This is a genomic window from Acinetobacter sp. Li1LvA2 (assembly GCF_056156705.1).
Map to the genome: position 1 here is coordinate 114,333 of NZ_JBSICF010000005.1, position 26,954 is coordinate 141,286.

Genomic DNA, 26,954 nt, shown 5'->3' on the forward strand with positions numbered 1-26,954 from the left:
GGTATGTCAATGAAACCAGTTATACACTTTGCTCATGCGAATGGCGTGCCATCAAAAGTGTATCAAAAACTGTTTGACCAGTTGAAAGGGGAATATGACATTATTTATGTTCCTCTGATTGGTCCTGATAAACGTTATCCTGTGACTAACCATTGGCCTGCTTTGGTTGATCAGGTAATTGACAGTATTGTACGACAGGCGAAAGGACGTAAAGTGATTGGAGTTGGCCATTCTCTCGGTTCGGTTTTAACGTTGATGGCATCTTTTCAGCGTCCTGAACTCTTTTCTCAAGTCATTATGTTAGATCCGCCTCTTATTTTAGGGCGATATTCATTTGCATTTCACATGGCAAAACTATTTCGTCCTAAATTGGTTGATGCGATGACTCCAGCAGGTTTATCTGCACGCCGTCGTGAACATTGGGACTCGAGAGAGCAGGCTGCTGAGTTACTACGTCCTAAAGGATTTTATAAAGATTTTGATGAAGATTGTTTTCAAGCCTACATCGACTATGCTTTGAAAGAAGATTCGGTCCGTGGCGGAGTTACTTTAACGATTTCTCGTGAGGATGAAGTTGCAATTTTCCGTAAGAATCCTTCTTGGTGGTGGTTGCCTATGCCAAAACCTAAGATGCCTGTGCATTTAGTAGTGGGTAAAAGAAGTGATTTCTTAAAAAGAGGCTTTCCTCAAATGGCAAAGCGAAAAATGGGAATTCCGTTTACTGTGGTTGAAGGGGGGCATATGTTCCCTCTAGAGCATCCAATTGATACAGTGAATTCTATAAAGAAATTGATTCATCATCAGCCAAATTAATTTTTAGACTTATAAAAAAGGACATGCTGGCATGTCCTTTTTTATTTTTGCTTTTAAGTAAAAAGTTTTACCAATTTGCAAAACGAATAGGGTGTTCAAGAACTTGATCACGGAAATAAGCTTGACCATTTTTCCACGTAAGTTGACCGTTACATAACCACTCTGCTACTTGTGGGTAGATAAAGTGCTCAAGTGCATGCACTCGATTTGCTAATGAAGCGGCAGTATCATGTTCTTTAACTGAAATAGCGGATTGGGCAATTGATTGACCAGAATCCAGTTCAGCCGTTACAAAGTGTACGGTACAACCATGTAAACGATCACCTGTGTTTAAAACACGTTGATGAGTGTTCACACCTTTATAAGCTGGAAGAAGTGAGGGATGTATGTTCAGCATTTTCCCTTGCCATTTGTTGACAAAGGTGGGAGTTAAAATGCGCATGAAACCGGCTAAAATAACCACATCCACTTGCCAAGCTAACAGCTGTTGATGCATTGCTTCATCAAACACTTCACGAGTTGGAAAGTCTTTATGAGAAATAACGGCCGTAGCAATATTGGCTTTTTGAGCACGCTCTAGAGCATAAGCATCTGCTTTATTAGACAGTACACCTACAATTTGCCCTGATAGATTTGCATCTATCAAGGCTTGTAAATTACTGCCGTTCCCAGAGACTAGAACAGCAATTTTTATCATGCAAAGATCACACGAATTTTTTCGTCTGCACCTTCCACTGATTCAGCATTTTCTTGGATGTGTCCGATTTTCCAAGCTTTTTCACCTTGAGCATTAAGCACTTCAATTGCTTTTTCAGCATCATTAGCATCAACAGCAATGACCATACCTACACCACAGTTAAACGTACGGTACATTTCAAAGCGCTCTACATTGCCTTCGCGTTGTAGAAGTTGGAATAACTCAGACCATTCCCAAGAAGCTTCATCAATGACCGCTTGAGCACCATTTGGTAATACACGTGGTAAGTTACCAGGTAAACCGCCGCCAGTGATGTGTGCCATAGCATGCACATCAACTTGTTTGCAAAGTTCAAGAACTGGTTTTACATAAATACGTGTTGGTTCCATTGCAACATCTGCAAGAGGGCGACCATCAATTATTTGAGTTAAATCAACGTTTTTAACGTCTAAAATTTTACGTAGTAATGAGTAACCATTTGAGTGAGCACCACTTGATGCAACACCGATAAGTACGTCACCAGACTTTACTTTAGTGCCATCAATAATTTTGCTTTGCTCAACAACACCAACCGCAAAACCAGCAAGATCGTAATCTTCGCCTTCATACATGCCTGGCATTTCTGCGGTTTCACCACCTACAAGTGCGCAACCTGCAAGCTCACAACCTTTACCAATACCGGTAACAACATTTGCAGCAACGTCAACATTTAAGTGACCAGTCGCGTAATAATCAAGGAAGAATAATGGTTCTGCACCACAAACTAAAAGGTCATTTACACACATAGCCACAAGATCTTGGCCGATTGTGTCATGACGATTAAGATTAAGTGCCAAACGTAATTTAGTTCCTACACCATCGGTTCCAGAAACTAAAACAGGCTCTTCATAACCTTTAGGAATTTTGCATAGTGCACCAAAGCCACCAAGACCGCCCATTACTTCAGGACGACTTGTACGTTTAGCGACTGACTTGATACGATCGACCAGTGCGTCGCCCGCTTCAATGTCGACACCCGCATCTTTATAGCTTAAACCGGTATTTGGGGTAGAAGTTGAGTTGCTCATAAATGAAGTCTCCGCATTGGCGGCAGATTATAACCTGAATATACGAAACTCTTATGTTATTTATGCTCGAAAATGCTATCTTTAATAAAAATATTTTTTCATTTATAACGATTAAATCAAAAAAGGCTAGATTTTATGCAAGATCGTATACTGCGCCGTATTCTTTTACTCGCAGGTATTGTATTGCTGGTATGGGTATTGTACTTACTCAAGCCTGTAGTCATTCCTTTTATCGGTGCTTTTTTCCTGGCTTATTTATTCAGTCCACTCGTTGATGTTCTGGTAAAAATCAAATTGCCGCGCTGGTTAGCAATTAGCGTGGTGTTCATCGGAATTGGTGTAACACTAACCATTGCATTATGGTATTTGGTTCCTCTGATCTGGAAACAATTGGTTTACGCCCGAGATAGCATTCCAGCAGGTATTCACTGGATTAATGCAGAACTATTGCCATGGGTTTCTTCGACATTTAATGTTCAGCAAATGGAAATTGATACTGATCAAATGTCCAAAGCTGTCATGGATTATGTTCAGACAAATTACAGTGCCGATAGTATTCAAGCTGTCTTATTAAAGCTTGCACAATCAGGGCTCAATTTTATTCAAATTGGTGGAACAGTTGTTCTAATTCCAATTATTGCTTTTTATTTTTTATTAGACTGGGACCGTATGCTACAAAACTTACGCCGTCTCATTCCACGCCCATATGAAGCAACTACTTTACAGATCGTTGGTGAATGCCATAGCGTTTTAGGAGCGTTTGTTAAAGGTCAGTTTCTCGTCATGCTATTGCTAGGCGTGGTATACGCAGTTGGTTTACAGCTCATTGGTTTGGAAGTTGGTCTTATTATTGGTATGGTGGCTGGTCTTGCCAGTATTATTCCTTATCTAGGATTTGCTGTCGGTATTATTGCTGCGGTTATCGCGAGCTTATTCCAGTTCGGATTGGACTGGATGCATTTATTACTGGTTGGTGTGGTTTTCATGATTGGCCAAGCCGTAGAGGGGTATATTCTTCAGCCATTCCTACTAGGAGATAAAATTGGTTTATCTCCTGTAGCAGTCGTTTTTGCCGTATTAGCAGGTGCACAGCTTGCAGGTTTCTTGGGAATGTTAATTGCATTGCCTGTTGCGGCTGTTATTGTAGTGTTGTTGAAGCATTTAAGAGAGAATTATGAAAGAAGCTCACTTTATGCTCCACCTTCTACATTAGTGATCCAACATGGCGATATTGAGCAAATTCATGTAGAAACCGAAAGCACTAAGCTTGATCTTGAAGTTAAAACACAGCAAGATACAGATGAACTGAAATCCCCTAACCAGAAATAATTTCAAGGTTAATTCAATATATGCGTCAACTCCAACTGGATATAGAACCTCAACTTGATGCCCGAATCAGTGATTTTTCGGGACCAAGTTGGGGGAATGTAGTCGATGCTGTGCGTCAACTACATGCAGGTCTAGTGAGTAGGTTTTACATCTACGGTGGAGCAGGGACAGGAAAGAGTCACTTACTTTCCGCAATTTGTGACTCTTATTTAGAAATAGGCAAATCTGCAATTAAAGTTTCTTTGCTTGAACTCCTCGATGCTCCTATCGAAGCAATTACTTCTTTAGAGCATTATGATCTTGTCGCTTTGGATGATATTGAATCAATTAGTGGTGTGCCTCATTGGCAAAAAGCTGTCTTCCATTTAATGAATAATCACGAAGGACAGCTAGTATTTTCTTCACGTGTAGCGCCTATCGAATTAAAGTTAGAATTGCCAGACTTACAGTCACGACTTACGCAAGCTGTTAGTGTTAAAGTACCGAGTGGAAGCTTATATGCGGACCGCTACTCTTTAGTTACGTCTGTAATGTCTAGACGTGGTATCCATTTTGATCAGCAAATTGTTGACTATTTATTATTACATGGTCCTCATCAAGCTTCTCTTTTACTACAGACAGTTGCTCAGTTAGAAAAACTTCTCAAAGGCGAAAAAACAAAACTTTCCAATGCAACTTTAAGACAAATTTATGCTTTGATTGATGAATATCAACAATAGATATCCTTTAATCTTGTCTTATTGCCTCGCCTGCGCATATAAAAACTATTAAAAATAGAGTCTCTGACATAAGATTTCTAATTTCAGAGCACTTACTTCTACATCTTTTAAAGCTTCTTCTAATTTTAAACCATTCACATTTTTGTATTTAAAAAAGTTTTTTAAATGTATGAAGCTTTTTGTAAGCTGGTTTAAAAATGACTCTACAGACCGACCAAAATGTCTTGAGAAATTCTACTTGCTGTGACAAAGTACGCACAAAGGATGCGATTGCAAAAGCGGAAATTTTGCAATTTTGACAAAGAAAAATGAAAAAAAGATGTAAGGAGATGGGTATGCTCAAACGGAGCATTGCTTTTGCTTTATTGGCTGCTGCTGGACACGCTTATTCTGCCGATATTCAAGTCACAAGCTTAATTGATGAAGATAAAGACGATACGCTCTGTACATTGCGTGAAGCTGTAGAACTGTTAAATAAGCGTAATTCAAGTGATTCTACTGTTGTTGCATCTGTAAAAGATGGTTATCACGGCTGTGCGAGTAGTGACTCAACAAATATTATTCTGCAAAGGGATAAAGAGTACACACTTAATGAAAAAATAAAGATTACAGCACCATTAACAATCAGTACTGTTAAGAATGATTCTACGTTAGTTGATACCGATCAACCAGGTTCACATAACGCTACAATAAAAATGATTGGTACAGATCAGTTATTTAAAATTGATGATGAAAGTGTTGAGAAGGCATCGCTCTCGGTTTCTCTAACTGATCTTAATTTACAAGGTGCAGGTTTAAAATCTAAAGTCTTTACTGGTGGATTGATCGATAATCATGAAATGTTGAAGATCCAAAATTCACGTTTAATCGATGGATACGCAGCTCAAGGGGGAGCAATTTATAATCGAGGGCTGGTCGCGAAAAGTGGTCAGACTTATGGTTTCGTCACTATTACCAATACTCTTATTCAAAATAATAAAGCAACAGAAGGTGGAGTAATTTATAGTGAACAGCCTTTGTATTTGGTCACTCAGTCTGTAATCCGAGATAATGAAGTTAGTTCTGTAACTGGATCACTTTTTTTTAATGCAAATAAATTTGATGATGCAAGCACAGCTGGATATTTAAGTCAGCGCGATACTGGATTGAGTAACAGTACTTTTTTCCACAATAAGGTAGGTTTTATTGCAAATATTCGGGATGGAATGTTTGTTAATAACATTACGATGATTAAAAATGATAAAGGATTATTTCTAGATGCTCCGCAAGGTAATGCTTCTATCTCAAATAGTGTTTTAGTTGGAAATACGATCAACTGTCAGGCTAGTACTACTGATAAAGCAATTATACAAAGTAATTTAGTTACAACAGAATGTAATAGGAATGCGACATCTAAGCTCCCTAATATTCTTTATCCCGCTAATGAAAAATTAATAGCAGGTAGCACAGATGAAGGTGTCTGTGATGTAACAGCAAAAGAAGGCTTATTTTGTCCTTTTAATACTCCTAAAGATAGCTTCTTAGGTTTTTTTAAACCTCGACTTTTAGAAAGTTATAATACTTTAGCTGACTCCTTAATTATTAATAAAGGTCGTTTATATAGTGACGGCACTTCAGTAGGATTAGCAAGCTGTGAAAGCGTTGATCAACGTGGGAAAAAACGTAGCGGTTATGATGAGCTGTGTGATCTTGGTGCAATCGAATATATATTAAACACAGAAATGTCTTCAGTAGGTCAAGATATTAGATATGGCCAAGTTGCTAAATTTAATATTCTGGGTTCTTTAAGTGAAGCAGATTTAGTTACTCCAGCTACATGCAAACGTTTATTTGGTGAGCGTGCTGATGGCAAAGAATGGCAACCTGGATGCTTTCGAATTAGACAAAGTACGGATACTCCAGTCTCTAAAGGTACTATAACTCTAGATCAAAATGGGAATGTAATTTATACGCCGAATGGGAACTGGCATGGTGCAGATATTTTTAGCATTCAGGTTGTTACGAGTGTGTCTCGATTTAATGAAGGCGTAGAGTTTCAATATATCACTATCCCGACAAGAATTGTTCAGGACCCTGTATCTGGAATTGAAGACAAATCTGTGAGTGCTGGAGGTGGGGGCAGTGTTGGTGGCGGCTTTATTTTAAGTTTATTGGGTTTAATTGCTTTGCGCCGTTTCAAGTCATAATCAGGGATGAGGACTATGAAAAATTATAAAAAAGCATTATTAGCATTAGCTGTACTTGCAAATATGCCACTTTTTGCTGATACCACAAATCAAAGAATTGAGGTTACAACTTTTGCTGATGAAGATGGTGAAAATGCGAATGCATGTTCATTAAGAGAAGCTATTAAAGTTGCTGAAACCCGTAAATCGGCTTATGGATGTACTGTTTTTAATCTTAATACTGATCAGGTAATTCAGCTAAAAGCTGGAACTTATACTTTAAATAAGGAATTAGTCCCAAATGCTAATATTTCTATTTATGGTTTCGGAGAGCGTGAGCAAGATAAAATTTGGTCAGAAAAGAATGTACTAACAAATGATTATCCTGCTTTACCTCTTCTTCAAACTCGTATTAATGCGGCAGGTAAGTCACGTATATTTAATACAGCAGAAAATCAAAAAGCATTATTTCTGCAAAATATTATTTTAGAAAATGGTAGGGTTTCAAATCAAGGCGGTGCTATTTATGCGGGTGGTAATGTTACCTTATTAAATACTCAAATTTTGAATTCGCAAGCGTCGAAAGGTGGCGCTGTCTTTCTTGGTGGTAGCGGAGTAAATTTATCGGTAACTCACTCGTTATTACAAGGCAATCAGGCAACGACTGGTAGTGTATTAGCAATGAGTTGTCTTAATGGTACTGAATATGCCAAACGAGACGTTACTTTTACATCTTCAAGTATTATCAAGAATGGTTCAAATAATTCTGCTAGTACATTTGAATTTTGTGGTGAACCGAAAGCTGAGTTTACTATTAATACGATTGCTCAAAATATTGCAAGTACTGTAAATGGGGGAATTTTAAAATTTACAGGAGATGCGATTCCTGGTAGTACAACGAATCCATCAACCATTTTAAGTGGTGGAAGTAGTTTAAAACTACAAAATAATACGATTGTCGAGAACAGTGCCAATACTACTTTCCTTTATGATAGTTTAGGTGGAAAAGAATTAAATTTTAATATAATTGGATATAATCCAAATGGTTATGCTTGTCGATATCTGGCAGGCTCAGCAGCTGATTTGAAAAACTCGGGTCTTAGGTTATCATTTAATGCACTAAATTTAAGTAATAGTACAGACAAATGTGATTTGCCAACAGAAGTACTTTCTTCAGCTAATAAGACAATTGATATTTCTGGTGTTCCATTTAACTCTTTACTTGAGCGCCATGATGCTACAGCAGTAACAGGCTTCTTACCGCTTTATTTTCCACTAAAATTATCAGAAGGAAAAGAAGATCTGATAGATGTAGATTCTGATGGTAAAGCTGTATGTGCTAATATAGATCAACGTGGTTTAGCTCGACTTCCAACTAATAAATTATATTATCAACCAGTAAATATTGCTCGTAATAGCTGTGATATAGGCTCAGTAGAATTAATGAAATTGACTGCTGGTGATTTAAAAGGTTTGGGTAATGAATCACTTACGACTTTACTTGAGGGCTATCAAACACAATATGATACTGCAGAAAAAAACCTCACTAATCCACTTTATTCATATTTGTGGGATGCTCTAAAAAAAGATTTGGCAAATTATAAAAATCTTCTTGATCAAACTAAAGCAAATGCAAAATATCGAGCGATCTATATTGATTTGAAAGCAAATGGTTTACCTTTGCCAAATGAAGATAGTAGCCATCTTCTAAAGTTTTTTAATAGCACAGACTACAATATTAAAGTCGAGACAATTGGGACCGGGCTAATCGATGATAAAGTATATAATATTAAAGATAAGGAAGAAAAAGTACTTAAATGTGAGTGGAATGCGGCTTTACAACAAATTATTTTTTATAGATTAGATGATTTAATTACAACAGCTGGCGACAATAATTATTGTAAGTATACCGTAAGTACTAAGGATGGAACTATCCAGTCAACAGGTTTGATAGAAGCGAAGTTTGATAACATTGCACCAGTAGTAAGTGATAATAAGGTCGTATTTCAATATTTAGCAAATGAAATGATTCCTTTGAATTTACTTAAATATGCAAATGATGATGGGGATGGTCCAGCTAATACACTTATTACAAAGCCAAATAAACCTCAGTTTGCAGACTTGCCTATCTATTTACCAAGTAAAAGCTCAAAAGATGGAATTTTTACAGTAGTTAAGGCAGATAGAGAAGGCCCTTGCCCAGGCGATGATAAGGATAATACTTGTTATGGCGGCAATATTTATATTCAGGCTAAGAACAGTTTTAATAACTTCAATGATACGTTAACTTATTACGTATATGACGCTGATAATAAAATTTCAAATGCTGGTACTCTGAGTTTAGTTAGCAGTAATACTGCTGCCGGTGGAAATAGTAATGGAGGCGGAGGTGGTAGCATCGGAATTTTATCTTTAGCATCCTTACTTGGTTTAATAGCTTATAGACGCTACCGTAAATAAACGATATGAAAAAAAGCCTCCAATTGGAGGCTTTTTTATAAAAAATTATTTAAGACATTAAAGTCACTTCATACGAATTTTACAGAGTATATTTAATGTTCTAAATACTTGTTCATATACTCTTCACGAATAGCTGTTCTTTCTTCGCCATTCGCTTTAAGCATACGCTGGCGTAAATCATTACGCTCTTGTGTACTCATTTTTTGCCATGCTTCACGCATTTTTTCTTTTTCAGCATCGGGAAGTTGAGTAAACCAGTCCATACGTTGCTGTAGGTTCGTACTTTGATTCGCTGGTAACTCTTTTAAGCTCTGGTAGCGTTTAATAACTGCACGTTGTTCCTCTTCAGAAAGAGCATTCCATGTGTCATCAACTTGTGTATTGGCATCCTTAGAAAAAATCCAAAATCGTTCAAAACCTGCAAAACTCGTTTGCAGGAAACTTAATGAACAAAGGATAAGTGCTAATTTTTTAGCTGCCATGTTGTACTTTATCCTCACCCAAGACCATTAGCATTTCTAAATCTTCTACCATTTGTGGAGATAATTTAGGATTTACAATCACTTGATTTTGCGGCTTATCAACAATATCTGCTGAATTAGGTAAAATTACAAAACCTGTGATCGCAGCTGCAAGTGCAAAACCAGACATTTTCCAGACACTATAAAAAGAGGCTGGTTTTTGTTGAATATGGTCAAGCACATGATTCATGACCACTGTTTTATTTTTATGGTGATGTGCCAAACTATCAAGTTTAGACGTCACCTTTTTAGTGAAATCATCATGATTCATCAGAACCTCCCAAGGGATTTAAATGGGCTAAGTACTCTCTAAGTCCCTGAATTGCTCGGTGATAATGGGTTTTTACACTACCTTCAGTACAGTTCATGATCTGAGCTGTTGTGTGTGTGTCAAAACCTTCCCACGCACGTAACATAAATGCCTGTTGTTGACGAACAGGTAGCTTTGAAATTGCTTCTCGAATTTCTTCGATAGTCACTGCTTGATCAAGAAAATCCGCAGGATTAATGGCTTTTTCATCAACTACATCAATAACTTCATCTTCGTCATTATCCAGACTAACTTTTTTGAAGAATGAAAATGGGTTTGCTCTACGAGATTCTTTGCGGCGCCAGTCCTGAAGTTTGTTGTTTAAAATAGTATAAAACAGGGGATACCATTCTTCAGTACTTTTATCGGCATAAGATTTGTGTAAAGCAATAAATGCTTCTTGAACCAAATCCATTGCAATACCTTGTTGACCTTGGGTAGCACTCTCCATCATCACCAAAGCGCGACCAGTAACATCTTGCATGAAAACTTTCAGGCGTTGTTCAGCCGTGCTTGCATGAGCACTAGATGTTTCCGATCGAGACTTTTTCGGTGCTAAATCCATGGAGATGGAAAATCCTGTCATTGGACATACCCACCTTATCTTCAATATATCTCTTATATAACGTTGAAAAGAGGTGGGAGGTTGACAACAATCGGTTATTTTTTACTAGTGTAATTGATTTTTTTCACAAATATGTGAGATGTAAAATAAATTAACGTTTTATTGGCGTTGACGAACCATCTCAAAAAAACAAATAGATCCTGCAATTGCTACATTTAATGACTCTTGTCCACCAGGCTGAGGAATAGTCACAGATTCTGCATGATCTAAGGCGTAATCACTTGCACCTTGGCCTTCATTTCCTAAAATCCAGACACATGGTTTTGAAAGATCTTTTGAGTAAAGACTAGTTGAGCGATGAGAACTTGTAACAAAAACTGGTATTTGAAATTTTGGAAGAATATCTGTGAGTTGGAAGTTTTCAAAACAATGTAAGCTAAAATGAGCTCCCATGCCTGCTCTTAAAACTCGTGGCGACCAAAGTGATGCAGAGCCTTGTGTGCAAATAATTTGTTTAATATTTGCTGCCGCTGCTGAACGTAGCAATGTGCCTACGTTACCTGGATCTTGTATATTTTCCAGAATTAAAGTATCTACTTTATAGTCAATTGTTGATGCAGTTTTAGGTAAATCAATAATAGCTAAACAAGGTAAGCTTGTACCTAATGTGCTCAAATCTCTATATAAAACTTCACTAATAACAAAGATATGACCTTGATGCAGTTCGATTATTTTTTTTAAATCAGTATGTTCTAATGCTTGTTCTGTCGTAAATAAAGAAAAAATCTTCTTTTGCTGTTGTAACCATGTCAAGCAGAGATGGGTACCTTCAAGAACTGTTTGTTGGTGCTTTTTTCGGGCGCTATTAAGTTCGATTAACCCACGCAAATGTTTAATTTTTGCATTGTCTTTTGATTCTAAAAAAATAACCGCCATGAGAAAATATCCAACAAAAGGGCACCATCATACTATGATGCCCTAAATAATTAAAATTATTAATGATAGCTTGTTACACGTTCAACTTCATTTTTAGAACCAATAATTACAGGAACACGTTGGTGAAGTTCTGTCGGTTCAATATCTAAAATGCGAACACGGCCTGTAGTTGATGTGCCACCAGCTTGTTCTATCAGCATACTCATTGGGTTTGCTTCATACATTAAACGTAAGCGACCTGCTTTTTTCGGGTCTTTTAAGTCGTATGGATAAAGGAAAATACCGCCGCGGCATAAAATACGGTGGATATCACCCACCATACATGCTACCCAGCGCATATTGAAATCTTTTTCACGAACAGATGTTTTACCTGCAAGTAATTCATTAATATATTGTTTTACAGGCTCTTCCCAATGACGTTGGTTAGATGCGTTAATTGCAAACTCTTGAGTATCTACTGAAACTTGAACATTGTCATTCGTCAGCAAGAATGTTTGAGTTTCTGGGTCTAAAGTAAAGAATACTACGCCATTTCCTACAGTTAAGGCCATCATGGTTGATGGACCATAAAGTACGTAACCAGCAGCAACTTGCTGTGTACCTGCTTGCATGAAATCTTCTGCTTGGGTTACCGCATTTTTCGCAGGCAGAATAGAGAAAATTGTGCCTACACACATATTGATGTCGATGTTACTTGAGCCGTCTAATGGATCAAATAAAACCAGATATTTACCATTTTCTTGTGCAGGTGTGAACTCATCAAGTTCTTCTGAAGCGAGGCCACCCACTTGTGGATGAACTTTTAAAGCATCAATTAAATAGTCATTTGAAATCACATCAAGTTTTTTCTGTGTTTCACCTTGAACATTTTCATTACCAGCACTACCTAAAATACCAGCGAGTGCACCTTTTTGTAAGGCTTGATCGATTGTTTTACAGGTGGTGGCGATAGTGTCGATGACTTGAGCCAACTCAGGTGTTAGATTCCCTTTTTGTTGTTGTAAAAATTGGGACAATGTGAGGTTGGACATAAAAAAAGCTCCTGTGCTTCAAGCATCAAAATGAGTCAGATAAATACGTGGCATATTCTAGATGAGAATGTCATAAAATAAAAATTATCTTACTTTATTTGTGTTGGATTTATGCTTACAACCCCCATTTTAAATGGTATGTTGATGATATGACAACGGACTGTATATTTTAGGAGAATCGAAATGACAACAAAGAAGTTTGATGCGACCCCAACAGCAGGTGAACCAATCAATCTAGATGAAATTTCGAAAGAAAATGTTCAGGAAGCTTGGAAAGACTACGAGGCTAAGCCTGAATATAAAGACTTTAATAAGCATGATTTGATTGAATCTATGCAACATTCTGAAGAAGAAAAGAAATCTTCTTAAGTTCTGTTGTTATAAAAAACGCTCATAAAATATGAGCGTTTTTTTATGCATATGCCTTATTTTAATAAAGGAGGCACTGCTTCGTAATTAATTTCAACGCGGCGATTTTCTTTCCACGCAGATTCATCATGTCCTGCATTAACAGGCGCTTCTTTACCATAACTTACAGCTTCAAGTTGCTGTGGATTTACACCATTGGTAATTAAGTAGCTTTGTACAGCTTTAGCACGACGCTCGCCTAAAGCCATATTGTACTCACGTGTACCACGTTCATCTGTATGGCCAGTTAATGCAACTTTTGAATTTGCATTTGCCATAAGGAATTGAGCGTGAGCTTGAAGCGTTTGATAGTCTTCAGTAGATAAATCACTACTGTCATAATCAAAATGAACAACGCGTTTAGCCAAAGCAGCTTTATTTGCTTCAGTTACACCTTTCGATGAAGCACCAGCCAAATTTTGAGCATTTAATGCAGCATCTTCACTTAAACCAGAAGTGTTAACTGTACTTGGATTTGTGCCAGTTGCAGTAGTTGTTGCTGGTTTGCGGCTAGCACAACCCGTCATTACAAGTGCTACGCTAAGAAAGGGTAAAGCTAAATATTTGATTGATTTCATGATCTTCTCCATCAATGGAATTAAAAGTTATTTTGGTGCCCAAGCTGGTTCACGTACTTCACCTTGTTCACTTGGTAAATTCATACGGAAACGTCCATCAGTAGACATGATAGATAACAAGCCGCGGTTACCTTCACGAGTCGCGTAGACCACCATTTGCCCATTCGGTGAGAAACTTGGTGATTCGTCTAAACTGGTTGGAGTAAGAATATTGGTGATGCCAGTATTAATGTCTTGAATTGCAACTTTATAACTGCTGCCACTTGGACGATGAACAAGAGCAATCTTTTTGCCATCTGCACTCAAAGTTCCGCGTGCATTAAATGAACCTTTAAACGTTAGACGTTTTACTGAACCATCAGCAAAGGTATAACGATAGATTTGGGCTGAACCACCACGGTCAGAAGTGAAAATAAACGATTTTCCATCTGGTGTATAACGTGCTTCTGTATCAATTGCCGAGTCGTTTGTCATACGTTTAACTTGGCGAGTTGATAAATCCATTTGATAGATTTCTGGATTGCCATTCATAGATGCTGTGAATAGCATTGATAGGCCATCAGGTGAAAAACTCGGTGCGCCATTTAGGCCTTTAAAGCTAGTGAGTACTTCACGTGTTCCAGTAGATAAATCTTGTAAATAAATTGCTGGACGTTTGGTTTCAAAAGAAACATAAGCAATTTTCTTGGCATCTGGTGTCCATGCCGGAGAAAGAATTGGATCACGAGATGACAAAACAGTTTTTGGCTGTTCACCATCTGTATCTGCAATTTGCAGAGTATAACGCTCAGCAGGAGTTGCGGGGTTTCTGAGTACATATGCAATACGGCCGCTAAAATCACCTGGAATACCAGTAAGTGCCTGATAAATAGCATCACTCACCATATGGCCAGCTTGACGTATCCGTGAAGCGGGTACATTTAAAAGTTCATTTAAAATGTATTGTTGCTTTTGTACATCATAAAGTTGGTAATGAACTTCAAAACCTGTAGCTGTTTGTTTAATTTGTCCAGTAACTACATATGGAATTCCGGCAGCTTGCCAGTCAGAAGCTTGAATCTGATTGATTGCAGCATTGGCAGGCAAATTTTTAGATGAGCTTGTAAAGCGCCCAGAACGGTTTAAGTCAGTTTCAACAATAGGAGAAAGCCCATTGTCATTGTTAAACGGGACAATAGCAATTTTTGGTGCCTGATCTGGTGCTTTGGCAATTTCCAGATATAACTGGGCAAAAGCAGTTGTAGAAGCAATAGGGCTTAAGGCGGTGATCAATGCTAAAGATAGCAGGTGTTTGCGGCTCGTATTCATAAGTTTAAAGTCATAGCAGGTATTTTTGTGACTGTTGATTTTGTAGCATAGTTACATGCCTTAAACTATTTAAAGCATGTAACTCTTTCAAAATTATTGCGCTCTAAATGTAGAGTTAACACTTCTTGCTTCGCGTCTTGCATCAGGGTCTGATGGCATAGGATATGGTGCAGATGCTTGAATTGCAGCCTTAATACTTGCATCTAAAGCATCATCGCCACTTGAACGTGTGATCACAATAGAATTAACGCTACCTGAGTCTGAAAGGGTAAAACGGACACCAACTGTTTTACCGCTACTGCCAGTCGGAACATCCCAAGAGCGTCGAATTTTTTGCTCAAAATCACGTCTAGCTGAAGAAGCAATTTTTTTAGCTTCGGCTTTCTTCTGAGCTGCTTCTTCTTGTGCTTTTTGAGCAGATGCAGCTTTTGCTTCGGCCTCAGCTTCAGCTTTACGTTTAGCATCATCAGCAGCTTTTTGCTGCTTAGCTTTAGCGTCTGCTTCAGCTTTACGTTTAGCGTCGTCATTGGCTTTTTGCTGTTTAGCTTTCGCATCGGCCTCAGCTTTACGTTTAGCATCATCAGCTTTTTGCTGTTTAGCTTTAGCGTCTGCTTCAGCTTTACGTTTAGCATCGTCATTGGCTTTTTGCTGCTTAGCTTTCGCATCGGCCTCAGCTTTACGTTTAGCATCTTCAGTTGCTTTTTGCTGCTTAGCTCTAGCATCTGCTTCAGCTTTACGTTTAGCATCATCAGCTTTTTGCTGCTTAGCTCTAGCATCTGCTTCAGCTTTACGTTTAGCATCTTCAGCAGCTTTTTGTTGCTTAGCTTTAGCATCAGCTTCGGCTTTTCGCTTAGCTTCTTGTTGTGCTTGAAGTTTAGCGTTTTCAGCCTTTTGAGCTTCACGTTTTAATTTTGCATCGGCCTCAGCTTTACGTTTAGCGTCTTCAGCAGCTTTTTGACTGGCCTTAGCTTCAGCATCAGCTTTTGCACTTTGTTCAGCCTTACGTTTTTGTTCGGCTTCGGATTTTGTTTTAGCCTCCGCTTGGCGTTTAGCTTCAGCCTGCTGTTTTTGAGTTTCCTCTATGCGTTGCTGTTCTGCTGCTTGTTTCGCTTTCGCAGCTTCTTCAGCTTTACGCTTTTGCTCAGCTAACTTGGCTTGCTGGGCCTGTTCGGCCTTTTGCTTTTGAGCAGCAAGTTGTTGAGCTGTTGGAGGAGGAGGTACAACTGGAAGATTTTGAGGTAGCGTTTCATCCACAATAGGGGCTAATACCTCTTTTGCTTCATTGGTAGCTGTAGTCTCTTGTTCAACTTCTTTGGCTAAAGGAGGAGGTAAATCTTCTGGCTTAACTAAAATAGTTGTTAGCTTTTTTGGCTGTTCAGGTGGTTTACTCAAGCCTAAAAAAAGCAAGCCAACAATGGCAATTGCATGAACTCCTAGTGTAAAGCTCAATGCAATCGCATTTTGTTTAAAGTGTGGCTTTTGATTTTTATTCATAGCTTATTTTAAAGGCTCTGTCAGAAGGCCAACTTGAGTTAAACCTGCTTCTTGTAAACTTGCCATTAATGATACGACTTCTCCATAAGGACGAGACTTATCACCATTGACTAAAACTGTGAGTTGTTTATTTTCTTGTTCAGCTTGTTTTTGAGCACCGCTTAAAACTTCTTCAAGTTTTTCACGAGACAATGGTTCACTATCTTTGTAATCTTCATACTGAAGATAAATATTGCCATCTTTACCAATGGTTACCATGGCTGGCATATCTTTTGATTCGATTGGATGGTTATTTGCTTGAGGTAAATCGACTTTAATACCACTAGTAATCATGGGAGCAGTCACCATGAAAATAACCAAAAGTACGAGCATAACGTCAATATAGGGTACGACGTTCATATCACTTTTTAATGGTTTTTTTATGCGCTCAAAGCGCCCTGAACGCTGAATTGCCATTATGCATCTTCCTGTGATGAACCCACAGACTGACGTTGCAATAAGGCAATCATCTCTTCAGCAAATAAAGCACGATCAGAGTAAACACTTTCACTTTTAGAAGTGAAGTGGTTAAAAGCTAATACAGCAGGAATTGCAGCAAATAAACCAATTGCGGTTGCAATAAGTGCTTCGGCAATACCAGGTGCAACAGTTGCCAAAGTGACTTGATCAACAGCAGCTAAACCGATAAATGCATTCATAATCCCCCAAACGGTACCGAATAGACCGATGTAAGGAGCTACAGAGCCAATACTTGCTAAAGTACCTAAGCCGTATTCTAGATGGCTCTGATCACGACTCAAACCTACTCGCAAAATACGTTCAGTCCCTTCAATCGTTTGTGAAACAGGGGCCTGACGTTTTTTAAGTTTAAAAAACTCACTCAACCCTTGATAAAAAATATCTTCAAGACCTGAGCGTTTTGAGTTGAGCTGAGCATTGTTGTAAAGCGTATTGAGTTCAGCACCCGACCAGAACATTTTCTGGAAATGTTCATCTTCTTGATGGGCTTTTTTATAACTCATATGTAACTTGGCAATCAGATACCAACTAAAGATTGATGCTAATAATAAAATTAGCATGACCAACTGAACGACTGGACTTGCCTGTAAAATAAGGTCAGAAATATGCAGGGTTGATTCAATGTTTGTTGCCATAGTTACATATGCCGGTTGTTTTTTTAGTCTTGTTCCAATTCTTTACGAATAAGATCACGTATTTCTTCTGGAAGACGACGAGCTACAAGTTCTTTGCTTAAACATGCCAACTCAACCTCGCCAGAAGCAAGCAAGATTTCACCACGATAAATATTTTGTTGCAACACAAATGACGCAGCTTTACATGAAACTACACGTGCTGTAACAGTAATTAAATCATCCATTAAAATAGGACGCATGTATTTTACGTCAATTTTGTGTACGACAAAGTTGTAGTCTTTTTGATGCCAGTAATGATCAACGCCAGAAGCACGGAGCCATTCAGTACGGGTACGCTCCATATAGCGAATGTGGTTGGCATGGTAAACAATACCGCCTGCGTCCGTATCTTCAATATAAACACGAATGTTGAATTCAAAATGATTCGCCATGAGAGGATTCCGTTTTAGTTCACTATAGAGCTTTATATTTAAAATGTGGCTTTGAATAAAACATTGGTTCCATTCAAAAGCCATACATCTGCTTTTAAATACGGGGCAGTTTAGCAGATTGCATACTAAGTCCTATGGCACAACCTTTCAATTGCGATTGCTGAATTTCTAATCTAAAAACGCTACATCTTATGGCTAGCAAGCTTTTTAAGTTAAGAGGGCTTCCATGAAGTTTGGACTTGTTTTGATATATTCGGATAATCTAATACGAACCTTACATGTAGCTCGGTTCCAGTTTTTAGAGCTTTGTCATCTACAATAAAATAGGGATTATGATTCGGTGCAGCCTGACTTAAGTCTTGATTTTCTGGTGTCGCCCCTAAGAAAACAAAAAATGAGGGCATTAACTTGCCATAATAGGCAAAATCTTCACTAGCGCTTGCATTGTGATCAAGCACATGCAGTTTTGAATCTCCTGCAACTTTGGCTAATGTTGGCTGAATAAGTTGAGTAAGGGTTTTATCATTCATGGTTACTGGTGCATAAGGTGCAATTTCAACTTTAGCAGTTACATCATTGGCTTGAGCATTATGCTCTATCATGACTGGTAAACTTTTTAAGATATTATTTCTTATTTCTTCGTTATTAGAGCGAATGGTACCAATCATATTGACCTGTTCGGGAATCACATTTCCTGCTGTACCACCTTGAATATTGCCAATACTGACTACGCCCATACCTTGGGTTAGATCTGTTCTTCGGCTAATAAGGCTTTGCAAATTATTAATCATTTGTGCCGATGCATAAATTGGATCTCTGCCTAACCACGGCGTTGATCCATGAACCTGCTTGCCGTTGACCTGAATACGTAAGTGATCTGCACTATTTAAAATGGCACCATCTTTATAATAAAGATGACCACTTTTCATACCCGCAATGACATGCATTCCAAAAATAGCTTCTGGTTTATAGTCTTTAAAAGCACCATCAGTGATCATTTTTCGTGAACCGATTTGATCACCCTGAGTGAAGTTATCTATATCTGCACCACCTTCTTCAGCAGGTTGAAAAACAAAAATAACTGTGCCCGATATTTTATCTTTATTCGCAGCTAAAATTTTTGCTGCGCCTAATAACATTGCAGTGTGTGCATCATGTCCACAGGCATGCATTACATAAGTTTCTTTACCTTGATAAATTGCTTTTTGTTTACTGGCAAAGGGAACACCGCTTTTTTCTTCCATGGGTAGTGCATCCATATCGGCTCGAAGTGCGATAATAGGCCCTGGTTTATTGCCTTTTAAAATGCCAATTACACCCGTTTTTGCATAGCCTGTTTTGACCTGAATGCCATAAGATTTCAATTCTTTTTGAACAAGGGCAGACGTTTTAAATTCCATATTGCCCAGTTCAGGATGTTGGTGAATGTTTTGTCTTAGCTGAATGACTTGATTTTCATTTTGTTGGGTAGCATCGCTGACCCAATCTGCTAGGCTTAGCTGAGTCATGAAGGCAAGTGGAAAAAATAAAGCGGCTTTCTTATACATGTCCTTATCCTAAAAATATTATTGTTCATAAGATTTAATATCTAGATTTCTTATAATTCAGTTTTTGAAAATATTAAAAAATCAATAAGGTATAAAGAAAGACTTAAAAGGTATCGAGTGGCTAATCTATTGATAAGAAAATAATTATTTGAGTTGGAAGAATAGAAGAATTAAAAAAGGAAGAGAAAATTCTCTTCCTTTGATTAGTTTTTAGGCTCTGGTGGTGTCATTCCAAACTGTAAATAAGATTGGTTCGTTGCAATGCGGCCTCGCGCAGTACGCATCACATAACCTTGTTGAATTAAATACGGTTCAATTACATCTTCAAGGGTGCCGCTATCTTCAGCCATAGCAGCTGCAAGTGCTTCGACTCCGGCAGGGCCACCATCAAAACGCTCTAACAGCATGCTCAAATAACGGCGGTCTAGGGTGTCTAAGCCAGCTTTATCAACATTGAGCATATCAAGCGCACGTTGTGCCATTTCATGAGTCACTTCACCTGTACCTTTCACTTGGGCATAGTCACGAACTCGACGTAATAAACGATTGGCAATACGAGGCGTTCCGCGTGCACGGCGTGCAACTTCTTCTGCACCCTCAACTGTAATGGGTACATTCATCAGGTTTGCAGAGCGTGAAACAATATGAGTTAAGTCTTCTACAGAGTAGAACTCAAGACGTTGCACAATACCAAAACGGTCACGTAGAGGTGAGGTGAGTAAGCCCGCACGTGTAGTTGCAGCCACAAGTGTAAAAGGCGGTAAATCGAGTTTAATTGAACGAGCAGCAGGGCCTTCACCAATCATAATATCTAATTGGTAGTCTTCCATCGCAGGATAAAGAATTTCTTCAATCACTGGAGAAAGGCGGTGAATTTCATCAATGAACAAGACGTCGCCTTCTTCAAGGTTGGTCAGCATTGCAGCTAAGTCGCCTGCACGCTCCAAAACTGGCCCCGAAGTAGATTTAAGATTACCGCCCATTTCACGCGCAATAATGTTGGCAAGGGTGGTTTTACCTAAGCCCGGTGGACCAAAAATCAGCGTGTGGTCAAGTGCTTCACCACGACCGCGAGCTGCGCCAATGAAAATTTCCATTTGCTCGCGGACTACAGGCTGTCCGATGTAGTCGGCAAGAGAAGTTGGTCGAATCGCCCGATCAAAATGATCTTCAGGTTTTTCCGCTCCACTGATTAGACGGTCTTGCATAAGTGTTTTACTTCATCATTGATTTAAGAGCAGCACGAATAATATCGGCTGATTCTGTGTAATCGGCTTTAACCGCAGCAACAGCTTTTTGTGCTTCAAGTGGCTTATAACCTAAAGATTGCAAAGCGGCTTCTGCTTCTGCCACAGGCGAGTTTGCAGCGAACTGAATTTGAGGCAGGCTAGCTGAAGTAGAAGTGCCTTGGGCTAATGTTTTGAAACGGTCACGAAGCTCAATCATTAAACGTTCAGCTGTTTTTTTGCCAACACCCGGAACTTTTACTAACGTGTTAATGTCGTCATGCTCAATGGTGTGAACCAATAGCTCAACGCTTAGTGTCGATAGAATACCCAATGCCATTTTCGGGCCGACACCATTTACTTTTAATAAGGTGCGGAAAATTGTTTTCTCTTGAGCATCACTAAAACCGTAGAGTTGTTGAGCATCTTCACGAACAACCAAATGCGTCCATAACGTAACTTTCTGGCCTTTTTGTAATTGGCAAAATGTTGAAAGTGGCGTATCGATTTCATATCCCACACCATTTACATTCAGTAAGACAGTAGGGGCTTCTAGGGCAAACACTTCGCCAATTAAACATCCGATCATAGAGTAATTTCACTTATTCATAACTGTAAATCTGATCGTTTTAACATTTATTGAAAACGATACAGGTTTTATTTCTTTCTATATTAAGCCAGCTTAAAACAAGCCAATTTTATTACCTTGTAGCTCTTGAGCCAAGCTATAAGCCTGATGATCTGAGAACTTACTGATAATATCGAGTACTTGCATAATATTGCTGTAATGATTATTGCTAAAGTTAGCACCATACAGATTAAGGATAGACATTAAACGTTGTTCTTTAAAGCTTAAAGATTTATGTGGTGTGGTCAGCGGCACAAATGCATCTAAAATCGTTTGCAAACTTTGATGCGCAATAATTTCTAAGCCAGACTTTTGTGGATGCTCAAAAATTTTATCACGCGCCAGATTTTTGGCTGTTTCAATACCAATTGCAATATCGGGTGAGCAATATTGTAAAAGGTTACCTTTAAGCTGGCCTGTAATGATTTCATAATGATGTTTAGCAAAGGCTGTAGTGACTTCATCTACAAGCCGTTTCATGACACGACCACGTAATGCCGAAATCTTTTGTTGCCATGTACTATTTGGATGTGACAATTCTTCAGGCTGACCATAGTCGGCAATAAGGTTTAAGAAAATTGGTTCAACTTCTTGGTAACTCAACATATTTAAGATAATGCCATCTTCTAAGTCAATTAAGGCATAGCAAATGTCATCCGCAGCTTCTAACAAATAGGTGAGTGGGTGACGGCAATAATGATATTCACCTAACTGAATAAGGCCGAGCTGTTCAGCAATCTGTTTTAAAATTTCTTTTTCAGATTGATAACAACCAAACTTTGCTCGTTGATGAGAAGGGCGATCACCTTGTGAGGCAATAGTTTTTGAAAGCCATGGATACTTTAAATAAGCCCCTAAAGTTGCATAGGTTAAGCGCATTCCTCCATCATTTGGATGATAGTCAATGCGACTTAATAAACGTAATCCTTGAGCATTGCCTTCAAACTGACGTACATCGGCCTCTTCTTCGGGACTTAGCTTTTTTAAAAAATCATCATGTGAGGCATCATCGAACCACTCACGGATTGCATATTCACCTGCATGTCCGAAAGGTGGGTTGCCAATGTCGTGGGCAAGACAAGCTGCTTGAATAATTGCGCCGACATCGGCAGGGGAAATCCAGACGGGTAATTCATTTTTAATTTTTTCTGCGGCAAGCATACCCATTGAGCGGCCAATACAGGAAACTTCAAGTGAGTGAGTTAAACGGGTATGAATGCCATCATGCTGTGCGAGTGGGTGAACTTGCGTCTTACGGTTTAGCTGACGAAAACTTTGAGAAAATATAATACGGTCATAATCTTTATGGAATGGGCTACGAGCCAGTTCTGTACTGCTTTTTTTACTACCTAAACGAACTGCAGAAAGCAGCTCTAACCAACGCATTTGTTCCATTTATCATTATTCAAAACTGTAAAACCTGATCATGCCAAAAAAAAGTTAAAAGCACTAGCTTGGTGCGACATAGTTTGTCTTAGTTCAGGTTTTATTATGTTATTGAATAAACATGAAACAATTTATTTTTAGCTAGAATGCCTAAAAAATGATTTTGAACAAAAAACTATTCACTTCTTGCAGAATTAGGTTACAGAATACTGATTCTACATCTAGCTGATTTTAGCAAGAAGCAGTAGAATATGCGCTCTCTCTAAAGTCACATTGCGGTAAGGTTCACAAGACCTGCCCGTGGAGCCAAAATCAACATGTTTATCGTGGCCGGTGCAGCAGCACATTCTTCTTTTAAGAAAGCTCAACTATTAACACGTTTATCGTCAATTAGTTCTGTTCAATCTTTTGACAGCCAATGGGTCTATTTGTTTGATCAAGCGCTCAACGAGCAGCAAAATCAATCTGCTTTGCAATTATTGAATGACGGTGAGTCTTTTGAACTTCGTCAATCTGCAAGTGATGAGATTCAGATTTTAGTTACACCACGTGTGGGTACTATTTCACCTTGGTCTTCTAAAGCAACTGATATTTTCAAAAACTGTAATACGCCAGTACACCGTTTAGAACGTGGTCTTTTATTCACGTTAAAAGGCGTTACTGAAATTACGAATGAAGTTAAACAAGTACTTCATGACCGTATGACAGAAACAGTTTTTGCTCAAATTGATGATGCAAAAGCATTATTTTCAGAAACAGCTCCAAAACCATTAAATTCAATTGATATCTTGGGTCAAGGCAAAGAAGCTTTGGTTAAAGCTAACAATGAGTTTGGTTTTGCGTTATCTGAACAAGAAATTGATTACTTAACTGAAGCATTCATTAAGCTTGGTCGTAATCCGAATGACATCGAGTTGATGATGTTTGCACAAGCAAACTCTGAGCACTGTCGTCATAAAATCTTTGGATCTGAATGGACAATTGATGGTGAAAAACAACCATTATCATTGTTCCAGATGATTAAAAACACTTATAAAGAATCTCCAACTGATGTGTTATCGGCATATAAAGATAATGCTTCAGTAATTGTGGGTTATGACACGATGCGTTTTTATCCGAAAGCGGATGAAAATGGTCACTTTGTTTATAAATATAAGAGCCAAGCTGCTCATATTTTAATGAAGGTTGAAACTCATAACCACCCAACAGCAATTTCTCCATTTGCTGGTGCTGCAACTGGTTCAGGCGGTGAAATCCGTGATGAAGGTGCAACAGGTCGTGGTGGTAAACCAAAAGCTGGTTTAACAGGTTTCACAGTTTCGAACTTAAACATTCCTGGTTTTGAACAACCTTGGGAAGAAAACTACGGTAAACCTTCACGTATGGCATCGCCATTACAAATCATGATTGAAGGTCCATTAGGCGGCGCGGCATTTAACAATGAATTCGGTCGTCCTGCATTAAATGGTTATTTCCGTACTTTCGAACAGAATGTAAATGGTGAAGTGAAAGGCTTCCACAAGCCAATTATGATCGCTGGTGGTTACGGTAATATCCGTCCTGACCATGTAGAAAAAGATGCGATTCAACCAGGTGATTTACTCATTGTATTGGGTGGCCCTGCAATGTTAATCGGTCTTGGTGGCGGTGCAGCATCTTCTGTAGATAGCGGTACAATGGGTGAAAGCCTTGATTTCGCTTCTGTACAACGTGAAAACCCAGAAATGGAGCGCCGTTGTCAAGAAGTCATCGATACTTGCTGGCGTTTAGAAGACTTCAACCCAATCGTTTCTGTACACGACGTTGGCGCGGGTGGTCTATCAAATGCTATGCCTGAACTTGTGAACGATCATGAGTTAGGAGCGGTTCTTAACCTTCGTAAGATTCCTTCATTAGAGCCGGGCATGAGCCCAATGGAAATCTGGTCAAATGAAGCACAAGAGCGTTATGTTCTTGCTATTCGTCCAGAATCTTTAGAGCAGTTCGAAGCAATCTGTGCACGTGAACGTTGTCCGTTTGCCGTGTTGGGTGAAGCAACTGAAGCACGTCACTTAACAGTTGAAGATCCATTGTTCCAAAATGATGCTGTTGATATGCCAATGCAGGTAATGCTTGGTGGTACGCCACGCATGCAACGTTCTTATGAAACTATTGAACGTAGTGGCGATGATTTTGACGCTTCAAAAGTTGATTTGAAAGATGCGATTTTCCGCGTATTGAAAAACCCTACAGTTGCGTCTAAATCATTCTTGATCACCATTGGTGACCGTTCAATTACAGGTATGGTTGCACGTGATCAAATGGTTGGACGTTGGCAGGTTCCTGTTGCAGATGCAGCAGTAACGACAACAAGTTTGCAAGGTTTCACTGGTGAAGCAATGGCAATGGGCGAACGTCCGCCAGTTGCATTGTTAAATCCAGCTGCATCTGCTCGTTTGGCAGTTGCTGAAGCAATTACCAATATTGCATGTGCAAACATTGAACAAATTAGCGATATCAAACTTTCTGCAAACTGGATGGCTGCTGCGGGTCAAAAAGGTGAAGATCAAGCACTGTTTGAAGGCGTGAAAGCAATTGGTATGGAAATGTGTCCTGCTTTAGGAATTGCGATTCCAGTAGGTAAAGACTCACTTTCAATGCGTACGACTTGGAATGATAACGGTGAAGATAAAGCCGTAACTTCTCCAATGACGGGTGTAATTACTGCATTTGCTCCAGTAACTGATGTTCGTAAGACCTTAACACCTGAACTTAAAAATTTAGAAGATTCAGTACTTGTGCGTATTGATTTATCTAAAGGTCAGTTCCGTTTAGGTGGTTCGATTCTTGCTCAAGTATATAAAGCAATCGGTTCAATCACTCCAGATGTTGATAGTTTTGATGATTTCAAAGCGTTCTTCGCTTTAATCCAAGACTGGAACAATCGTGGCCTAATTCAGGCTTACCATGACATCGGTGATGGTGGTTTATTAGCTTCTGTAGCTGAAATGATGTTTGCTGCACGTTTAGGTGTTGCGTTAGAAAATCAGACTACTGCGGGCTTATTTGCAGAAGAAATTGGTGCAGTACTTCAAGTCAAAGCAACTGATTGGGAAGCTTTGCAGGCAGAAATCGCAGCTTCTAGCTTAAAAGATGCAATTGCTGTAGTTGGTCATGTAAATAACTCAGATCAATTATCTGTAAATGGTTTAACTTTAGATCGTGCTGAATTACAACAAGCTTGGTCTGAGGTATCTCATCAGATCCAACGTTTACGTGATAACGTAGAAACTGCTGATCAGGAATTTTCATTAATTACTGACAATGCACACCAAGGTTTAATTGCTAAACCAACATTCGATTTGAATGAACCTATTGAAGCGCCGTTCATTAATACACGTCGTCCTAATATGGCAATCTTGCGTGAGCAAGGTGTAAATGGTCATATTGAAATGGCAGCAGCTTTTGACAAAGTTGGCTTTAATACGATTGACGTACACATGAGCGATTTACTTGCTGGTCGTGTAAGCCTAAGTGATTTCGAAGGTTTAGTGACTTGTGGTGGTTTCTCTTACGGCGACGTAATGGGCGCAGGTGGTGGTTGGGCAAAATCAGTATTGTTCAATGCTAAATTACGTGATCAGTTTGAACAGTTCTTCCATCGTGAAGAAACATTCAGCTTAGGTATCTGTAATGGTTGCCAAATGTTGTCACAATTAGCACCGCTTATTCCGGGTGCTGAACATTGGCCACGTTTCCACCGCAATATGTCAGAAGTTTTTGAAGCTCGTAGCGTAAACGTTCGTGTTGAAAAATCTGTTTCTGTATTGCTTGATGGTATGGAAGGTTCAATCTTACCAATCGCTGTAGCACATGGCGAAGGTCGTGCTGTTGCAAGTGAAGCTAACATTGCAAGCTTGAACGCAGCTAACCAAGTTGCATTGCGTTATGTTGATAGCCACGGTAACCCGACTCAACATTACCCATTGAACCCGAATGGCTCACCTGAAGCGATTACTGGTGTTACTTCTAAAGATGGTCGTGCAACGATTATGATGCCGCACCCTGAGCGTACTTTCCGTGCAATTCAGCACTCTTGGAGTCCAGAAGAGTGGACTGAAGATGGTGCATGGTTACGTATGTTCCGTAACGCTCGTAAGTTTATTGGTTAATATAAACACTGAAATAAGCCACCGTTAGGT

The 26,954-nt window shown here is 39.0% G+C and carries 24 protein-coding genes; 7 read left to right on the top strand and 17 right to left on the bottom strand.

The window, feature by feature from the left end; genetic code table 11:
- The first annotated feature begins 3 nt into the window (after nt 1-3).
- Nucleotides 4-813 (top strand): alpha/beta fold hydrolase, encoded by an 810-nt coding sequence (locus tag ACS604_RS11735; protein WP_353155114.1) that lies wholly within the window; start codon nt 4-6, stop codon nt 811-813.
- A gap of 67 nt (nt 814-880) precedes the next feature.
- On the opposite strand, the gene purN is transcribed toward ACS604_RS11735, so the two are convergent.
- Nucleotides 881-1,510, bottom strand: a complete 630-nt coding sequence (gene purN / locus ACS604_RS11740; protein WP_004790628.1) for a phosphoribosylglycinamide formyltransferase — start codon at nt 1,508-1,510, stop codon at nt 881-883.
- Nucleotides 1,507-2,577, bottom strand: a complete 1,071-nt coding sequence (gene purM / locus ACS604_RS11745; protein WP_004790630.1) for a phosphoribosylformylglycinamidine cyclo-ligase — start codon at nt 2,575-2,577, stop codon at nt 1,507-1,509. Before purM ends, purN begins: the two co-directional genes overlap by 4 nt.
- Nucleotides 2,578-2,712: 135 nt before the next feature.
- On the opposite strand from purM, the gene cxpE reads away from it, so the two are divergent.
- From cxpE to ACS604_RS11765, 4 genes are all read left to right on the top strand, one after another.
- Entirely contained in the window at nt 2,713-3,906 is a 1,194-nt protein-coding gene (gene cxpE, locus ACS604_RS11750) for a chloramphenicol efflux transporter CxpE (RefSeq protein WP_004790632.1), read from the top strand.
- 20 nt (nt 3,907-3,926) lie between these two features.
- Nucleotides 3,927-4,625, top strand: a complete 699-nt coding sequence (hda, locus tag ACS604_RS11755) for a DnaA regulatory inactivator Hda (RefSeq protein ID WP_144732148.1) — start codon at nt 3,927-3,929, stop codon at nt 4,623-4,625.
- A 335-nt stretch (nt 4,626-4,960) separates the two neighbouring features.
- Nucleotides 4,961-6,811, top strand: a complete 1,851-nt coding sequence (gene rbtA / locus ACS604_RS11760) for a rhombotarget A (protein WP_474771853.1) — start codon at nt 4,961-4,963, stop codon at nt 6,809-6,811.
- 15 nt (nt 6,812-6,826) lie between these two features.
- Nucleotides 6,827-9,250 carry a CSLREA domain-containing protein gene (locus ACS604_RS11765; RefSeq protein WP_474771854.1) on the top strand — a complete coding sequence of 808 codons (2,424 nt, stop codon included), beginning with the start codon at nt 6,827-6,829 and terminating at the stop codon, nt 9,248-9,250.
- A 92-nt stretch (nt 9,251-9,342) separates the two neighbouring features.
- On the opposite strand, the gene ACS604_RS11770 is transcribed toward ACS604_RS11765, so the two are convergent.
- The 5 genes from ACS604_RS11770 to ACS604_RS11790 all read right to left on the bottom strand — a co-directional run bounded on the left by ACS604_RS11770 (nt 9,343) and on the right by ACS604_RS11790 (nt 12,613).
- Nucleotides 9,343-9,732 (bottom strand): DUF3106 domain-containing protein, encoded by a 390-nt coding sequence (locus ACS604_RS11770; RefSeq protein ID WP_004790640.1) that lies wholly within the window; start codon nt 9,730-9,732, stop codon nt 9,343-9,345.
- A complete protein-coding gene (locus ACS604_RS11775) occupies nt 9,722-10,042 on the bottom strand; it encodes a hypothetical protein (protein WP_004643705.1) in 321 nt (106 codons plus the stop codon). Before ACS604_RS11775 ends, ACS604_RS11770 begins: the two co-directional genes overlap by 11 nt.
- Entirely contained in the window at nt 10,032-10,646 is a 615-nt protein-coding gene (locus tag ACS604_RS11780; RefSeq protein ID WP_474771899.1) for an RNA polymerase sigma factor, read from the bottom strand. Before ACS604_RS11780 ends, ACS604_RS11775 begins: the two co-directional genes overlap by 11 nt.
- Before the next feature lie 159 nt (nt 10,647-10,805).
- On the bottom strand, nt 10,806-11,582 hold the full coding sequence (locus ACS604_RS11785) for a TrmH family RNA methyltransferase (RefSeq protein WP_005307562.1): 777 nt from the start codon (nt 11,580-11,582) through the stop codon (nt 10,806-10,808).
- A 59-nt stretch (nt 11,583-11,641) separates the two neighbouring features.
- Nucleotides 11,642-12,613 carry a class 1 fructose-bisphosphatase gene (locus tag ACS604_RS11790; RefSeq protein ID WP_151964194.1) on the bottom strand — a complete coding sequence of 324 codons (972 nt, stop codon included), beginning with the start codon at nt 12,611-12,613 and terminating at the stop codon, nt 11,642-11,644.
- A 183-nt stretch (nt 12,614-12,796) separates the two neighbouring features.
- On the opposite strand from ACS604_RS11790, the gene ACS604_RS11795 reads away from it, so the two are divergent.
- A complete protein-coding gene (locus ACS604_RS11795) occupies nt 12,797-12,982 on the top strand; it encodes an NF038105 family protein (RefSeq protein WP_004790651.1) in 186 nt (61 codons plus the stop codon).
- Nucleotides 12,983-13,038: 56 nt separating this feature from the next.
- Here the strand turns inward: ACS604_RS11795 and pal are convergent, their stop codons facing one another.
- The 10 genes from pal to ACS604_RS11845 all read right to left on the bottom strand — a co-directional run bounded on the left by pal (nt 13,039) and on the right by ACS604_RS11845 (nt 22,782).
- Nucleotides 13,039-13,599 carry a peptidoglycan-associated lipoprotein Pal gene (gene pal / locus ACS604_RS11800; RefSeq protein ID WP_013197071.1) on the bottom strand — a complete coding sequence of 187 codons (561 nt, stop codon included), beginning with the start codon at nt 13,597-13,599 and terminating at the stop codon, nt 13,039-13,041.
- Nucleotides 13,600-13,626: 27 nt separating this feature from the next.
- Nucleotides 13,627-14,907 (bottom strand): Tol-Pal system beta propeller repeat protein TolB, encoded by a 1,281-nt coding sequence (tolB, locus tag ACS604_RS11805; RefSeq protein ID WP_440202655.1) that lies wholly within the window; start codon nt 14,905-14,907, stop codon nt 13,627-13,629.
- Between the two features lie 93 nt (nt 14,908-15,000).
- Nucleotides 15,001-16,401, bottom strand: coding sequence for a cell envelope integrity protein TolA (tolA, locus tag ACS604_RS11810; protein ID WP_474771855.1), 1,401 nt, complete (start codon nt 16,399-16,401; stop codon nt 15,001-15,003).
- Between the two features lie 3 nt (nt 16,402-16,404).
- Nucleotides 16,405-16,857 (bottom strand): protein TolR, encoded by a 453-nt coding sequence (tolR, locus tag ACS604_RS11815; protein WP_004790658.1) that lies wholly within the window; start codon nt 16,855-16,857, stop codon nt 16,405-16,407.
- On the bottom strand, nt 16,857-17,555 hold the full coding sequence (gene tolQ, locus ACS604_RS11820; protein WP_004790660.1) for a protein TolQ: 699 nt from the start codon (nt 17,553-17,555) through the stop codon (nt 16,857-16,859). Before tolQ ends, tolR begins: the two co-directional genes overlap by 1 nt.
- Before the next feature lie 23 nt (nt 17,556-17,578).
- Nucleotides 17,579-17,986, bottom strand: a complete 408-nt coding sequence (ybgC, locus tag ACS604_RS11825) for a tol-pal system-associated acyl-CoA thioesterase (protein ID WP_004699892.1) — start codon at nt 17,984-17,986, stop codon at nt 17,579-17,581.
- A 212-nt stretch (nt 17,987-18,198) separates the two neighbouring features.
- Entirely contained in the window at nt 18,199-19,533 is a 1,335-nt protein-coding gene (locus ACS604_RS11830; protein WP_474771856.1) for a M20 family metallopeptidase, read from the bottom strand.
- Between the two features lie 203 nt (nt 19,534-19,736).
- Nucleotides 19,737-20,741, bottom strand: a complete 1,005-nt coding sequence (ruvB, locus tag ACS604_RS11835; protein ID WP_004790665.1) for a Holliday junction branch migration DNA helicase RuvB — start codon at nt 20,739-20,741, stop codon at nt 19,737-19,739.
- A 7-nt stretch (nt 20,742-20,748) separates the two neighbouring features.
- A complete protein-coding gene (gene ruvA / locus ACS604_RS11840) occupies nt 20,749-21,348 on the bottom strand; it encodes a Holliday junction branch migration protein RuvA (RefSeq protein ID WP_005307546.1) in 600 nt (199 codons plus the stop codon).
- Between the two features lie 93 nt (nt 21,349-21,441).
- A complete protein-coding gene (locus ACS604_RS11845; RefSeq protein ID WP_004790671.1) occupies nt 21,442-22,782 on the bottom strand; it encodes a deoxyguanosinetriphosphate triphosphohydrolase in 1,341 nt (446 codons plus the stop codon).
- Nucleotides 22,783-23,090: 308 nt separating this feature from the next.
- Here ACS604_RS11845 and purL point away from each other — a divergent pair, with 308 nt between their 5' ends.
- Entirely contained in the window at nt 23,091-26,924 is a 3,834-nt protein-coding gene (gene purL / locus ACS604_RS11850) for a phosphoribosylformylglycinamidine synthase (RefSeq protein WP_474771857.1), read from the top strand.
- Nucleotides 26,925-26,954: the final 30 nt, after the last annotated feature.

Excerpts from the sequence above, each read along its gene's own strand:
- ACS604_RS11735 (WP_353155114.1), top strand. The coding sequence starts at position 4 with ATGTCAATGAAACCAGTTATACACTTTGCTCATGCGAATGGCGTGCCA.
- purN (WP_004790628.1), bottom strand. The coding sequence starts at position 1,510 with ATGATAAAAATTGCTGTTCTAGTCTCTGGGAACGGCAGTAATTTACAA.
- purM (WP_004790630.1), bottom strand. The coding sequence starts at position 2,577 with ATGAGCAACTCAACTTCTACCCCAAATACCGGTTTAAGCTATAAAGAT.
- cxpE (WP_004790632.1), top strand. The coding sequence starts at position 2,713 with ATGCAAGATCGTATACTGCGCCGTATTCTTTTACTCGCAGGTATTGTA.
- hda (WP_144732148.1), top strand. The coding sequence starts at position 3,927 with ATGCGTCAACTCCAACTGGATATAGAACCTCAACTTGATGCCCGAATC.
- rbtA (WP_474771853.1), top strand. The coding sequence starts at position 4,961 with ATGCTCAAACGGAGCATTGCTTTTGCTTTATTGGCTGCTGCTGGACAC.
- ACS604_RS11765 (WP_474771854.1), top strand. The coding sequence starts at position 6,827 with ATGAAAAATTATAAAAAAGCATTATTAGCATTAGCTGTACTTGCAAAT.
- ACS604_RS11770 (WP_004790640.1), bottom strand. The coding sequence starts at position 9,732 with ATGGCAGCTAAAAAATTAGCACTTATCCTTTGTTCATTAAGTTTCCTG.
- ACS604_RS11775 (WP_004643705.1), bottom strand. The coding sequence starts at position 10,042 with ATGAATCATGATGATTTCACTAAAAAGGTGACGTCTAAACTTGATAGT.
- ACS604_RS11780 (WP_474771899.1), bottom strand. The coding sequence starts at position 10,646 with ATGGATTTAGCACCGAAAAAGTCTCGATCGGAAACATCTAGTGCTCAT.
- ACS604_RS11785 (WP_005307562.1), bottom strand. The coding sequence starts at position 11,582 with ATGGCGGTTATTTTTTTAGAATCAAAAGACAATGCAAAAATTAAACAT.
- ACS604_RS11790 (WP_151964194.1), bottom strand. The coding sequence starts at position 12,613 with ATGTCCAACCTCACATTGTCCCAATTTTTACAACAACAAAAAGGGAAT.
- ACS604_RS11795 (WP_004790651.1), top strand. The coding sequence starts at position 12,797 with ATGACAACAAAGAAGTTTGATGCGACCCCAACAGCAGGTGAACCAATC.
- pal (WP_013197071.1), bottom strand. The coding sequence starts at position 13,599 with ATGAAATCAATCAAATATTTAGCTTTACCCTTTCTTAGCGTAGCACTT.
- tolB (WP_440202655.1), bottom strand. The coding sequence starts at position 14,907 with ATGAATACGAGCCGCAAACACCTGCTATCTTTAGCATTGATCACCGCC.
- tolA (WP_474771855.1), bottom strand. The coding sequence starts at position 16,401 with ATGAATAAAAATCAAAAGCCACACTTTAAACAAAATGCGATTGCATTG.
- tolR (WP_004790658.1), bottom strand. The coding sequence starts at position 16,857 with ATGGCAATTCAGCGTTCAGGGCGCTTTGAGCGCATAAAAAAACCATTA.
- tolQ (WP_004790660.1), bottom strand. The coding sequence starts at position 17,555 with ATGGCAACAAACATTGAATCAACCCTGCATATTTCTGACCTTATTTTA.
- ybgC (WP_004699892.1), bottom strand. The coding sequence starts at position 17,986 with ATGGCGAATCATTTTGAATTCAACATTCGTGTTTATATTGAAGATACG.
- ACS604_RS11830 (WP_474771856.1), bottom strand. The coding sequence starts at position 19,533 with ATGTATAAGAAAGCCGCTTTATTTTTTCCACTTGCCTTCATGACTCAG.
- ruvB (WP_004790665.1), bottom strand. The coding sequence starts at position 20,741 with ATGCAAGACCGTCTAATCAGTGGAGCGGAAAAACCTGAAGATCATTTT.
- ruvA (WP_005307546.1), bottom strand. The coding sequence starts at position 21,348 with ATGATCGGATGTTTAATTGGCGAAGTGTTTGCCCTAGAAGCCCCTACT.
- ACS604_RS11845 (WP_004790671.1), bottom strand. The coding sequence starts at position 22,782 with ATGGAACAAATGCGTTGGTTAGAGCTGCTTTCTGCAGTTCGTTTAGGT.
- purL (WP_474771857.1), top strand. The coding sequence starts at position 23,091 with ATGTTTATCGTGGCCGGTGCAGCAGCACATTCTTCTTTTAAGAAAGCT.